Here is a 12,962-nt window from a genome sequence, read left to right on the forward strand (position 1 = left end):
CGTCAACCCTTCATCATGTTCACGTCTTCGACCGCGATCGAGCCGCGGTTGCGGAAGAAGACGACGAGAATGGCAAGTCCGATGGCGGCCTCCGCCGCCGCGACCGTCAGCACGAACAGCGCGAACACCTGGCCGACGAGGTCGCCGAGAGCCGCCGAAAAGGCGACGAAATTGATATTGACCGCAAGCAGGATCAACTCGACCGACATCAGGATGACGATCACGTTCTTACGGTTCAGGAAGATGCCGAACACGCCGAGCGTGAAAAGGATCGCCGATACGGTCAGATAATGTGCGATGCCGACGACCATCTCAGACTCCTTCGCCCGACTTGACCTTGCGGATTTCCATGCCCGTCGCCGCCGTGCGGGCGACCTGGGCTGCGATCGACTGCCGCTTGACCCCTTCCTTGTGGCGCAGCGTCAAAACGATGGCACCGATCATGGCCACCAGCAGCACGAGGCCCGAGATCTGGAAGTAGTAGAGGTAGTCCGTATAGAGGATGTCGCCGAGCGCTGCCGTATTCGAGCGCGCCGCGAGATCGGGAATCGGCTTCGATACCGTCGAGGCGAGCTGCGGCGCGAAGGTATAGCCGCCGAGCACCACGATCAGTTCCGCCGCCAGGATCAGTCCGACCAGCGCGCCGATCGGCGCATATTGCAGAGCGCCCTCCTTCATCTCGGCGAAGTCGACGTCGAGCATCATGACGACGAACAGGAACAGCACCATGACAGCGCCGACATAGACGACGAGCAGGATCATCGCCAGGAACTCGGCGCCCGTCAGCATGAACAGGCCGGCGGCGTTGAAGAAGGTCAGGATCAGGAACAGCACCGAATGCACGGGGTTGCGCGACGAAATGACCATGAACGCCGACGCCACGGCGACAAAGGCGAAGAGGTAGAAAAAGGCCGCCTCTAGTCCACTCAGCATTGGGGTTCCCCCGGGTTCCTGTCCAAACAGGACGTTCGTCCTGTTTGTGTCTGTGGCTTCGTTCCGCCTCCGGTGCGAAGCCGCGTTGTCCTAGCCCATGTTCCAACCGGGTTGAAAGACCCGGCGCAAAGAAACATGGGCAACTCTGAAGTCCTGAGGGATGACCTTGCCTGAAATGCTTCGGGTCATCCCCGGACAAGGGCCCTCGCCCCTGTCCATGCGATATCAGCGGTACGGTGCGTCCAGCGAGATGTTGCGCGCCAGTTCGCGCTCCCACCGGTCGCCATTCGCCAGCAGCCTGTCCTTGTCGTAGTAGAGTTCCTCGCGCGTCTCGGTCGCGAATTCGAAATTCGGCCCCTCGACGATGGCGTCGACCGGGCAGGCTTCCTGGCAGAAGCCGCAATAGATGCACTTCACCATATCGATGTCGTAGCGCACGGTACGGCGCGTGCCGTCGTTGCGGCGCGGGCCGGCCTCGATGGTGATGGCCTGCGCCGGACAGATCGCCTCGCACAATTTGCAGGCGATGCAGCGTTCCTCGCCATTGGGATAACGGCGCAAGGCATGCTCGCCCCGGAAGCGTGGGCTCACCGGCCCTTTCTCGTGCGGATAATTGATCGTCTCCTTCGGCGCGAAGAACTGGCGCATCGACAAGAAGAAGGCGCTGACGAAATCCTTCAGCAGCAGCGATTTGGCGGCCTGGGACAGAGCGGACATCACGCAAACCCCGTGATCTTGAGGAAGGCGGCGGTCAGCACCACCATGAACAGCGAGATCGGCAGGAACACCTTCCAGCCAAGCCGCATCAGCTGGTCGTAGCGGTAACGCGGCACGAACGCTTTCACCATGGAGAACATGAAGAACATCAGGCAGATCTTGAGCACGAACCAGATCACCCCCGGCACCCAGGTGAAGGGCGCGAAGTCGAACGGCGGCAGCCAGCCGCCGAGGAACAGGATGGTGGCCAGCGCGCACATCAGCACGACGGCGACATATTCGCCGAGGAAGAACAGCAGGAACGGCGTCGACGAATATTCGACCATGTGGCCGGCGACCAGTTCCGATTCGGCTTCGACGAGGTCGAAAGGCGGGCGATTCGTCTCGGCTAGCGCCGAGATGAAGAAGATGACGAACATCGGCAACAGCGACAGCCAGTGCCAGTCGAGGAAGGTGTTGGGCAGGCCGAGCCTGGTGCCGAGCCCATCCTGCTGCGACAGCACGATGTCGGACAGGTTGAGCGAGCCGACGCAAAGCAGCACGGTGACGATGACGAAGCCGATCGAGACCTCGTAGGACACCATTTGTGCGGCCGAACGCAGCGCCCCGAGGAACGGATATTTCGAATTGGACGCCCAGCCGCCCATGATCACGCCATAGACCTCGAGCGAGGAGATGGCGAAGACATAGAGGATACCCACATTGACGTTGGCGACGGCCCAGCCCTGGCTGACCGGAATGACCGCCCAGGCCGAGATCGCCAGAACCGCCGATACCAACGGCGCCAAAAGGAACACGCCCTTGTTGGCGCCGGACGGGATCACCGGCTCCTTGAAGACGAACTTCAACAGGTCGGCAAAGGCCTGCAGCGTGCCCCAGGGGCCGACGACGTTCGGGCCGCGGCGAAGTTGCACCGCCGCCCAGATCTTGCGGTCGGCATAGAGCAGGTAGGCGACGGCGATGAGAAGCACGACGATCAGCACGACCGACTTCAACACGATGATCAGCGCCGGCAGCACGTAGAAGGAGAAGAAGGTGTCCATGCTTATTCCGCCGCCTGCTTGAAGCCGCTCTTGGCCAGCGCAGAGCACTCCGCCATCACGGCAGAGGCCCGCGCGATCGGGTTGGTCAGGTAGAAATCCTGGACCGGCGACGTGAACGTGCCCTTGTTCAGCCGTCCACCAAGCTTCGCCACATTGGCGATATCCTCGGCATTGCCCGCAGCAACCTGGTCGATGCGGGCAAGATGCGGGTATTCGCCGTAGAGTTTAGCGCGCAGCTGCGGCAGCGAATCAAACGGCAACTTCTTGCCCAGTACATCCGACAATGCCCTGATGATGGCCCAATCCTCGCGCGCGTCGCCCGGCGCGAAGCCGGCGCGGTTGGTCTGCTGCACGCGCCCTTCCGTGTTGACATAGGTGCCCGACTTCTCGGTGTAGGCAGCGCCCGGCAGGATGACGTTGGCGCGGTGCGCGCCGGCATCGCCATGGGTGCCCACATAGACCACGAAAGCGCCGCCGGTCTTTGCCATGTCGATCTCGTCGGCGCCCAGCAAGAACAGCACGTCCGTCTCGCCCAGCATGCCGGCGACGTTCCTGCCGCCCTCGCTCGGCACGAAGCCAAGGTCGAGGCCGCCGACGCGTCCAGCCGCATTGTGCAGCACGGCAAAGCCGTTCCAGTCCGCGCGCGCGGCGTTCACGGCCATGGCGAGCTTCGCTGCCTGGCCGAGCACCGCCGCGCCATCGGGGCGTGCCAGCGCGCCCTGGCCGACGATGATGAGCGGATGCGTGGCCTTCTTCAGCACCTGGAAGAACTTGCCATCGCCGTCGGCCAGATCCTTGAGCGATTCCGGCCCTGCGCCCAGCAGTTCGTAGTCATAGCGTGTATCCCCGACATCGCCGATGACGCCGACCGGCAGATTGCCGACCCGCCAGCGCTTGCGGATGCGGGCGTTGAGCACCGAGGCTTCGAAGCGCGGATTGGCGCCGATGATCAGCACCGCGTCCGCCTGTTCGATGCCTTCGATGGTGGGGTTGAAAATGTAGCTTGCCCGGCCAAGCGACGGGTCGAGCGCGGCGCCGTCCTGGCGGCAATCCATGTTCTTCGAACCGAGTGCGGCCATCAGGAGCTTCAGCGCGTAGATTTCCTCGACCGCGGCAAGATCGCCCGCTATGGCGCCGATCTCCTCGGGCGTAGTCTTCGACACGGCGTCCTTGATCGCCGTGAAGGCCTCGGCCCAGCTCGCCGGGACCAGCTTACCGTCCTTGCGTACATAGGGCCGGTCGAGACGCTGCGTGCGCAGGCCGTCCCAGATGAAGCGGGTCTTGTCGGAGATCCACTCCTCGTTCACCGCCTCGTTGACGCGCGGCAGGATGCGCATCACCTCGCGGCCGCGGCTGTCGACGCGGATCGCCGAGCCGACGGCATCCATGACGTCGATGGATTCGGTCTTGGTCAGTTCCCACGGCCGTGCCTGGAAGGCGAAAGGCTTGGAGGTCAGCGCGCCGACGGGGCACAGGTCGATGACATTGCCCTGCAGCTCCGAGGTCATCGCCTGCTCGAGATAGGTGGTGATCTCGGCATCCTCGCCGCGGCCGATCAGGCCGAGTTCGGAAATGCCGGCAACCTCGGTGGTGAAGCGAACGCAGCGCGTGCAGTGGATGCAGCGGTTCATCACCGTCTTGACCAGCGGGCCGATATACTTGTCTTCGACCGCGCGCTTGTTCTCGTGATAGCGCGAGGAATCAACGCCGAAGGCCATCGCCTGGTCCTGCAGGTCGCATTCGCCGCCCTGGTCGCAGATCGGGCAATCCAGCGGATGGTTGATCAGCAGGAATTCCATCACGCCTTCCCTGGCCTTCTTGACCATCGGCGTGTTGGTGAAGATTTCCGGCGCTTCTCCGTTCGGACCGGGACGCAGGTCGCGCACGCCCATGGCGCAGGACGCTTGCGGCTTGGGCGGCCCGCCCTTCACCTCGATCAGGCACATGCGGCAATTGCCGGCGATCGACAACCGCTCGTGGAAGCAGAAGCGCGGCACTTCCGCGCCCGCGTCCTCTGCCGCCTGCAGCAGCGTGTAATGGTCGGGTACAGTGATTTCTTTCCCGTCGACCTTGAGCTTTGCCATTCGCCTCAAACCTCTGCGGATTTCCCGCAATCTCATTTCCCGGGCGCGACAGACGCGGCGCCCGGCATTTCACTCACTTCTTCGCGGCCAGCACAGCCGCCTGGGCAATCCAGTCGTCGCGCACGATACGGCCGTTGAACGACAGGTAGTCGTCGACCCAGGCGATCTCTTCGGGCGACCAGTCGGCGATCTGGCGGAACGTCCATATGCCGAGCCCGTTGAGCACCGTCTCCAGCTTCGGGCCGATGCCCGATATCTTCTTGAGATCCGAAGGCTTCGCCGGCCTCTCGATAGCCTTGGGCTGCCGGAAATCCTCGGGCAGCAGCACATCCGAAAGCTCGTCCGCTGACCGCCCCGCCTGTGCCGCCGGCACCGTGGTGGCGGCCTCCCTGGCGGCAATGTCGGTGACTTCCTGCGCGAAGGACTGCGCCTCCGCAATCAGGGTCTTGGCCGTCGCCCGCGCTCTGGTGGATGAAAGGCTCGCATCCTCGAATTGTTCGACGCGCGCCTCGAAATCCTCGATGAGCGGCTGCATGAGGCGTTGCGACGCCTCGGCTGCGCCCGACAGCGCGCCCAACCAGACGCCGAAAGCGTGGTTGGCGAGCCCAAGTCCCAGAGCCGACATCGCCGCCGCGCCCGCGACAGGGTGCGCCAGAAGGTTGACGGCGCCGGCCATCTCCTTCGGCATCATCCTGGTCAGGTCCTGGTTCATCTTCTCGATCTGGTCCAAATTGGGCATCAACGGGTGGGGTGTCGAATACGGCGCCATAGAATTCTCCTGGTCGTTTCTTCGTTCGCCCCGCCCCGTTCTTCTCGCTCCGGGCTATCGCCCATTCAATGCTTCTCTATTCCGCCGCCACCAACACCGGCTCGGCCCGGTGCGCGTTGCGCGAAAATTCGTCGATGCGCCGCTCCACCTCGCCGCGGAAGTGCCGCATCAGGCCCTGGATCGGCCAAGCGGCCGCGTCGCCCAGCGCGCAGATCGTGTGGCCTTCGACCTGCTTGGTCACGTCGAGCAGCATGTCGATCTCGCGCTTCTGCGCCTCGCCGCGCACCAGCCGCTCCATCACCCGCCACATCCAGCCGGTGCCTTCACGGCACGGCGTGCATTGGCCGCAGCTCTCATGCTTGTAGAAGTAGGACAGCCGCGCGATGGCTTTGATGACATCGGTCGACTTGTCCATGACGATGACGGCCGCCGTGCCGAGGCCGGATTTGAGGTCGCGCAGCGCGTCGAAATCCATCGGCGTATCGATGATCTGCTCGGCCGGCACCAGCGGCACCGAGGCGCCGCCAGGAATGACCGCCAGAAGATTGTCCCAGCCGCCACGGATGCCGCCGCAATGCGTCTCGATCAGCTCGCGGAATGGGATCGACATCGCCTCTTCGACGGTGCACGGATTGTTGACGTGGCCGGAGACGCAGAACAGCTTGGTGCCGACGTTGTTGGGCCGGCCGAAGGATGAGAACCAGGCCGCGCCCCGGCGCAGGATCGTCGGCGCCACCGCGATCGATTCGACGTTGTTGACGGTGGTCGGGCAGCCATAAAGGCCGACATTGGCCGGAAATGGTGGCTTCAGCCTGGGCTGGCCCTTCTTTCCCTCGAGGCTTTCGAGCAGCGCCGTCTCCTCGCCGCAGATATAAGCCCCGGCGCCATGGTGCATATAGACGTCGAAATCGTAGCCTGAAGTGTTGCCCTTGCCGATCAGCTTGGCCTCATAGGCCTCGTCGATGGCACGCTGCAGCGCCTCGCGCTCGCGGATGAACTCGCCGCGCACATAGATATAGGCCGCGACCGCGCCCATGGCGAAGCCGGCGAGCAAGGCGCCTTCGACCAGCGTGTGCGGATCGTTGCGCAGAATGTCGCGGTCCTTGCAGGTACCGGGCTCGGATTCGTCGGCATTGATGACGAGATAGCTCGGCCGGCCGTCACTCTGCTTGGGCATGAACGACCATTTCAAGCCGGTCGGGAAACCGGCGCCGCCGCGGCCGCGCAGGCCCGACGCCTTCATCTCGTTGACGATCCACTCGCGCCCCTTGGCGACGATGCCGGGCGTGTTGTCCCAGGCGCCGCGCGCCATTGCGCCGGCCAGCGACTTGTCGAAGAGGCCGTAGATGTTGGTGAAGATGCGGTCTTTGTCCTGAAGCATTGTTCGTCCCTCAGACCGGCTTCTTGCCGAAGACGCGGATATATTCGGCGACGCCGCCCTTGGCGAGCGCCTTGGCCTGCTTGACCCAGTCGTCTCGCTCGATGCGGCCGCGGAAGGAGAGATAGCTGTCCACCCACTCCCGTTCGGCCTTCTTCCAAGACGCAACCTGGGCGAAGGTGAAGATGCCGAGCGAATGCAGGATGCTCTCGGTCCTCGGGCCGACGCCGGAGATCAGCTTGAGATCGTCGACCAGCGCCGGCCTGGCGATGCCGGCCGGCCGGTTCTTGTCTTCCAACGAAGGCTTGGCCGCTTTGGCGGGAAGCTTGGTTTCCGGCGACTTGAACGCGGAAGCCGGCTCAGCCTTGTTCAGGGGGCCGCTGCGCGGCTTCAAAACTTTCTCGACCTCGGGCGCCGCCTTGTTGGCGTTTGTCGCCGAGTGGCGGGGAGCCGCGACGCTCGCCGCTTTTTCCGTTGCCGACGCGACCTTGGCCGGCGACGGCGTTTTCAGCGCCGGGCTGGTTTCAGCCGCATCGGTTTTCGGCTTGCTGGCATTGGACGGCGCGACAGGGGTGGCGGCCGGCGTTGGCACCGGCGCCGCGATGATCGCGTCGGGTGCCGCCTTGGCGGCCTTGGCGGCTTCCCTGGCCTCCCTGTCACGGGTCGACTTGAGGATCGCCTTCTCGCTTTTCAGCGTCGTGAGGCCGGCGGCCGGCTCCGAGCCGGTGCGGCCGTTCTGCGGCCCCGGCGTCACCGAGGCCCCCTTGCCCGCATCGTAGAGATCAATGATTTCGGCCAGCCGTTCCGGCGTCAGGTCTTCGAACGTGTCCTTGAAGATCATGACCATCGGCGCGTTGACGCAGGCGCCGAGGCATTCGACCTCTTCCCACGACAGCGTTCCCTTGTCGTTGGTGTGGAACTGGTCATGGTGGATCTTGGAGCGGCACACGTCCATCAGCGCTTCCGAGCCGCGCAGCATGCAGGGCGTGGTGCCGCAAACCTGGATGTGCGCCCGCGTGCCGACAGGATTCAGCTGGTACTGCGTGTAGAAGGTCGCGACCTCGAGCCCGCGGATGCGCGGCATGCCGAGCATGTCCGAAATCGTCTCGATCGCCGCCTTGGTGACCCAGCCTTCCTGCTCCTGCGCCAGCATCAGCAGTGGAATGATCGCAGACTGTTCCCGGCCCTTCGGGTACTTCTTGATCCATTGCTTGGCCGCGGCCGCGTTCGCCCGGTTGAAGGCGAAGGATGCTGGCTGGACGCTGGCTTCTGCGAGACGACGGACTGACATTTAGCGATCGACCTCACCAAACACGATGTCGAGGGAGCCGAGGACGGCGGTGACGTCGGCCAGCATGTGACCGCGGCACAGGAAATCCATGGCCTGGAGATGCGCGAAACCGGGGGCGCGCAGCTTGCAGCGATAAGGCTTGTTGGTGCCGTCGGAGACCAAATAGACGCCGAACTCGCCCTTGGGCGCCTCGACCGCCGCATAGACCTCGCCGGCCGGCACGCGGTAGCCCTCGGTGTAGAGCTTGAAGTGGTGGATCAGCGCTTCCATCGAGCGCTTCATCGCCTGGCGCTTTGGCGGCACGACCTTGCCGTCGAGGTTCGACACCGGCCCGGCGCTTTCCTTGCCGAGCAGGAGATCGATGCACTGGCGCATGATCTTCGCCGACTGGCGCATCTCTTCCATGCGCACGAGGTAGCGGTCGAAACAGTCGCCGTTCTTGCCGATCGGAATATCGAAATCGAGCTCCGAATAGCATTCATAGGGCTGCGATCTGCGCAGGTCCCAGGCAGCGCCCGAGCCACGCACCATGACGCCGGAAAAACCCCAGGCCCAGGCGTCGGCCAGCGAAACCGTGCCGATATCGACATTGCGCTGCTTGAAGATGCGATTGCCGGTCAGCAACTGATCGAGGTCGTCGATCGACTTCAGGAACGGATCGATCCACTTGCCGATGTCCTCGAGCAGCTTCTGCGGCAGGTCCTGGTGAACGCCGCCCGGACGGAAATAGGCGGCATGCATGCGCGAACCCGAGGCGCGCTCATAGAACACCATCAGCTTTTCGCGCTCGACGAAGCCCCACAGAGGCGGCGTCAGCGCGCCGACGTCCAGCGCCTGCGTCGTCACATTGAGGATGTGCGACATGATGCGGCCGATCTCGCAGTAAAGCACGCGGATCAGCTGACCGCGCTTCGGCACCTCGATGCCGAGCAGGCGCTCGGCGGCCAGTGCGAAGGCATGCTCCTGGTTCATCGGCGCGCAATAGTCGAGCCGGTCGAGATAAGGCACTGCCTGCAGGTAGGTTTTGTGCTCGATCAGCTTTTCGGTGCCGCGATGCAAGAGCCCGATATGCGGATCGACACGATCGACCACTTCGCCGTCCAACTCCAGAACCAATCTCAAAACACCATGCGCGGCAGGGTGTTGCGGTCCGAAGTTGATGTTAAAATTGCGGACGGAGGTTTCAGCCATTCTGGCGCCTCTGGCGAAGAGTCAGTAGTGAGTAGTGAGTAGTGATCATCAATCTCAATGCCTGCTTCATTCCGCCTGCTTGGCCTGCACTGTTCGGATAAGAGATCTCGTCATTTTTCCAATCTCTTCGCATCGCAGCAGCAGTTCAATCTCATTGTCTTTTCGCAGCAAGCCCACCCGGCACGCCAACAGTATGTGTGTTTCCAGTTCCTTCAACGAGCCTTGCGCCATGCGCAAAAATTGAACGAACGACCCTCTGTTTTCCCGACCGTATCCCTCTGCGACGTTCGCTGCGATCGAAACCGCCGATCGGCGCATCTGAGAGGTCATGCCGTAGATCTCTTCCTTCGGAAATTCCTTGGTGTAACGGTAGCAGTCTTCAGCAAGCGTCATCGCTGATTGCCACACTTTCAAGTCCCGATAGGATTCGATCCGTTGCTCCAATTCTTCCCCTACTGACTACTGACTACTTCCCTATTCACTGTTTCGCCTTCTCATCCCCTGGCAGCACGTAATCGGTGCCTTCCCATGGGGACAGAAAATCGAAATTGCGGAATTCCTGCTTCAGTTCCACCGGCTCGTAGATGACGCGCTTGGCTTCGTCGTCGTAACGCACCTCGACGAAGCCGGTCAGCGGGAAATCCTTGCGCAGCGGGTGACCGTCGAAACCGTAATCGGTGAGGATGCGCCGCAGATCGGGGTGACCCGAAAACAGCACGCCATAGAGATCGTAGGTCTCGCGCTCGAACCAGTCGGCGCCGGGATAGACGCCGGTGATCGACGGCACCATCGTCTCCTCGTCTGCCTGCACCTTGATGCGGATACGCACGTTCTGCTTCGGCGACAACAGGTGATAGACGACGTCGAAGCGCTTGGCCCGTGACGGATAATCGGCGCCGCAGACATCGATGACCGAGATGAATTGGCAGCGCGGATCGTCGCGCAGGAAAGTCACCACTTCGATCAGATCGCGCGGTTCGACATGGATGGTGAGTTCGCCATAGGCGAACACTGCTTCATTGACGCGGCCAATCAATTTTTCGCCGAGATAGGTCGACAGTTCGCTCAGGGATGCGGCCATGGATTTACCGTTCGATCGTGCCGGTGCGGCGGATCTTCTTCTGCAGCAGAAGAATGCCATAGAGCAGCGCTTCGGCGCTCGGCGGACAGCCGGGCACATAGATGTCGACCGGCACGATGCGGTCGCAGCCGCGCACCACCGAATAGGAATAGTGGTAATAGCCGCCGCCATTGGCGCAGGAGCCCATCGAGATGACGTAGCGCGGCTCCGGCATCTGGTCGTAGACCTTGCGCAGCGCCGGGGCCATCTTGTTGGTCAGCGTGCCGGCAACGATCATGATGTCGGACTGGCGCGGAGACGCGCGAGGAGCAACACCGAACCGCTCCGAATCGTAGCGCGGCATCGAGGTGTGGATCATCTCGACGGCGCAGCAGGCGAGGCCGAAGGTCATGAACATCAGCGAGCCGCTGCGCGCCCAGGTGATCAGCGCCTCGGTCGAGGTGACGAGAAAGCCCTTGTCGGCGAGTTCGTTGTTGATTTCGAGGAAGAACGGATCATCGGACCCAACCGGCCTGCCGGTATTGGGATCGATCAGACCCTTGGGCTTCGGCGCGACGAGCGTGCCGGAACTGTCGCTCAATCCCATTCGAGCGCTCCTTTTTTCCATTCATAGGCAAAGCCGATGGTCAGCACCGCCAAAAACACCATCATCGACCAGAAACCGAGCATGCCGATCTTCGAGAACGACACCGCCCACGGAAACAGGAAGGCCACTTCCAGGTCGAAGATGATGAACAGGATCGACACCAGGTAGAAGCGGATGTCGAACTTCATACGGGCGTCATCGAACGAGTTGAACCCGCATTCGTAGGCGGAAAGCTTTTCCGGGTCGGGATTGCGGTAGGCCACCAGGAACGGCGCCACGATGAGCGCGACGCCGACAGCCGCCGCCACTGCGATAAACAGGACGATGGGCAGGTACGAACTGAGAAGTGCGTTCATGCTGCGGCTTTCCGTTGGCGCCAATCCATTTTGATTACAGCACCAGACCCCATTGCGGAAGCGTGACAGTTTAACCGCTGAACCGTTTTAAGGGGCCTTTGCTGCAACGCGGCGAGGGTTAGCGCAGCGCTTCCGGCGAAGCAAGTCAAACCTTGTTCAAAACACTGGCCTGGACGGCATAAGGGAAGAAACTGGTCCGATCCGCTCCTGTTTGATTTCCTTCGCTTTTTACTCCACTTTTCTCTCCTGACAGAGTTGCCGCCAAAACCCTGCTAGCATGGCCGGAATCAACTGTCCGAACCACGCTCAACAAGCCATCAGAGTCGCATCCGAATGAAGGAAAATATCTCGCTCGCCACGGCCCGGCGTATCGCGCTCGCCGCCCAAGGGTTCACTGATCCCCGCCCCGCCGGCACGCCCGACCGACGCCACTTCGCCCGTGTGCTCTCGCGTACCGGCCTGCTGCAGATCGATTCCGTCAGCGCGGTGGTGCGCGCTCACTACATGCCGCTCTATTCGCGCCTTGGTCCCTACCCGTTCGCCTTGCTCGACAACGCCGCCGTCACGCGCAAGCGCACGGTTTTCGAATACTGGGCGCACGAGGCTTCCTTCCTGCCGGTCGAGACCTATCCCCTGATGCGTTGGCGCATGCAGCGCGCCGAGCGTGGCGATGAAATGTATCTGGGTCTCGCCAAATGGGGCCGCGAGCACGCCGCCTATATAGAAGAGATCTACCGCGAGGTCGCGGAGCGCGGCCCGATCGCCGCTTCCGCGCTCGAAGGCCAGAAAGGATCCGGCGGCTGGTGGGGCTGGAGCCACGCCAAGCATGCCTTCGAATGGCTGTTCTGGGCAGGACGCATCACCACCGCGCACCGCCGTGGCTTCGAACGCTTCTATGATTTGCCCGAGCGCGTGCTGCCGCGGGCGATCCTCGATCTGCCGGTGCCGTCTGCCGAGGACGCGCATCGGGAATTGCTGCGGATATCCGCCCGCGCTCATGGCGTCGCGACAGCAAGCGACCTGCGCGACTATTTCCGCCTGTCGCCGGCCGACATGAAGGGCCGGCTGGAGGAGCTGGTTGAAACAGGCGAGCTGGTGCCGGTGCGTGTCGAGGGCTGGAACAAACCGGCTTACCTCCATAAGGAGGCCCGTATTCCACGAAAAATCGAGGCCCGCGCCTTGCTGGCGCCGTTCGATCCGGTCGTTTTCGAGCGCTCGCGCACGGAGCGGCTGTTCGATTTCCACTACCGCATAGAAATCTACACCCCTGCCGAAAAACGGCAATACGGCTATTACGTCCTGCCGTTCCTGCTCGGCGACAGGATCGTGGCGCGCGTCGACCTCAAGGCCGACCGGCCGGCCAGCGTGCTACGCGTCCACGCGGCCTATGCCGAGCCCGGCGCGCCGCCTGAAACCGCCGCGCAACTCTTCCAGGAATTGACGCAGATGCAGGGCTGGCTCGGCCTCGAACGGATCGAGGTTACGCCCGCCGGCGACCTTGGGCAGCCGCTCGCCGACATTGCCGTGTCGTAG

14 protein-coding genes are annotated in these 12,962 nt (G+C 62.8%); 1 reads left to right on the plus strand and 13 read right to left on the minus strand.

Annotated features, from left to right (window positions below):
- Positions 1–2: 2 nt before the first annotated feature.
- The 13 genes from nuoK to FJ942_RS15800 all read right to left on the minus strand — a co-directional run bounded on the left by nuoK (position 3) and on the right by FJ942_RS15800 (position 11,429).
- Positions 3–311: an NADH-quinone oxidoreductase subunit NuoK gene (nuoK, locus tag FJ942_RS15740; protein WP_019858930.1), complete on the minus strand. Its 309-nt coding sequence runs from the start codon at positions 309–311 to the stop codon at positions 3–5.
- Between the two features lies 1 nt (position 312).
- On the minus strand, positions 313–933 hold the full coding sequence (locus FJ942_RS15745) for an NADH-quinone oxidoreductase subunit J (RefSeq protein ID WP_140495585.1): 621 nt from the start codon (positions 931–933) through the stop codon (positions 313–315).
- Between the two features lie 225 nt (positions 934–1,158).
- Complete coding sequence (gene nuoI / locus FJ942_RS15750; protein WP_140495584.1) at positions 1,159–1,650, minus strand: NADH-quinone oxidoreductase subunit NuoI; 492 nt, start codon at positions 1,648–1,650, stop codon at positions 1,159–1,161.
- Positions 1,650–2,693 (minus strand): NADH-quinone oxidoreductase subunit NuoH, encoded by a 1,044-nt coding sequence (nuoH, locus tag FJ942_RS15755; protein WP_140495583.1) that lies wholly within the window; start codon positions 2,691–2,693, stop codon positions 1,650–1,652. The genes nuoI and nuoH overlap by 1 nt, the downstream gene beginning before the upstream one ends.
- Before the next feature lie 2 nt (positions 2,694–2,695).
- Positions 2,696–4,777, minus strand: a complete 2,082-nt coding sequence (gene nuoG / locus FJ942_RS15760) for an NADH-quinone oxidoreductase subunit NuoG (protein ID WP_140495582.1) — start codon at positions 4,775–4,777, stop codon at positions 2,696–2,698.
- A 73-nt stretch (positions 4,778–4,850) separates the two neighbouring features.
- Positions 4,851–5,546, minus strand: a complete 696-nt coding sequence (locus tag FJ942_RS15765) for an NADH-ubiquinone dehydrogenase (protein ID WP_140495581.1) — start codon at positions 5,544–5,546, stop codon at positions 4,851–4,853.
- Between the two features lie 76 nt (positions 5,547–5,622).
- Positions 5,623–6,927 (minus strand): NADH-quinone oxidoreductase subunit NuoF, encoded by a 1,305-nt coding sequence (nuoF, locus tag FJ942_RS15770; RefSeq protein ID WP_140898147.1) that lies wholly within the window; start codon positions 6,925–6,927, stop codon positions 5,623–5,625.
- A gap of 10 nt (positions 6,928–6,937) precedes the next feature.
- Positions 6,938–8,215: an NADH-quinone oxidoreductase subunit E gene (locus FJ942_RS15775; protein ID WP_140495579.1), complete on the minus strand. Its 1,278-nt coding sequence runs from the start codon at positions 8,213–8,215 to the stop codon at positions 6,938–6,940.
- Positions 8,216–9,406 (minus strand): NADH-quinone oxidoreductase subunit D, encoded by a 1,191-nt coding sequence (locus FJ942_RS15780; RefSeq protein ID WP_140495578.1) that lies wholly within the window; start codon positions 9,404–9,406, stop codon positions 8,216–8,218.
- 66 nt (positions 9,407–9,472) lie between these two features.
- Positions 9,473–9,850 carry a four helix bundle protein gene (locus FJ942_RS15785; RefSeq protein ID WP_032919635.1) on the minus strand — a complete coding sequence of 126 codons (378 nt, stop codon included), beginning with the start codon at positions 9,848–9,850 and terminating at the stop codon, positions 9,473–9,475.
- A gap of 34 nt (positions 9,851–9,884) precedes the next feature.
- The gene (locus FJ942_RS15790; RefSeq protein ID WP_140495577.1) at positions 9,885–10,487 is read right to left on the minus strand and encodes an NADH-quinone oxidoreductase subunit C; all 603 of its coding nucleotides are present in this window, start codon (positions 10,485–10,487) and stop codon (positions 9,885–9,887) included.
- Positions 10,488–10,491: 4 nt separating this feature from the next.
- A complete protein-coding gene (locus FJ942_RS15795; RefSeq protein ID WP_140495576.1) occupies positions 10,492–11,073 on the minus strand; it encodes an NADH-quinone oxidoreductase subunit B in 582 nt (193 codons plus the stop codon).
- Positions 11,064–11,429, minus strand: a complete 366-nt coding sequence (locus FJ942_RS15800) for an NADH-quinone oxidoreductase subunit A (protein WP_140495575.1) — start codon at positions 11,427–11,429, stop codon at positions 11,064–11,066. Before FJ942_RS15800 ends, FJ942_RS15795 begins: the two co-directional genes overlap by 10 nt.
- A gap of 333 nt (positions 11,430–11,762) precedes the next feature.
- On the opposite strand from FJ942_RS15800, the gene FJ942_RS15805 reads away from it, so the two are divergent.
- Positions 11,763–12,962 (plus strand): winged helix-turn-helix domain-containing protein, encoded by a 1,200-nt coding sequence (locus FJ942_RS15805; RefSeq protein WP_140898149.1) that lies wholly within the window; start codon positions 11,763–11,765, stop codon positions 12,960–12,962.

Source organism: Mesorhizobium sp. B2-4-2 (assembly GCF_006442845.1).
Classification (GTDB): domain Bacteria; phylum Pseudomonadota; class Alphaproteobacteria; order Rhizobiales; family Rhizobiaceae; genus Mesorhizobium.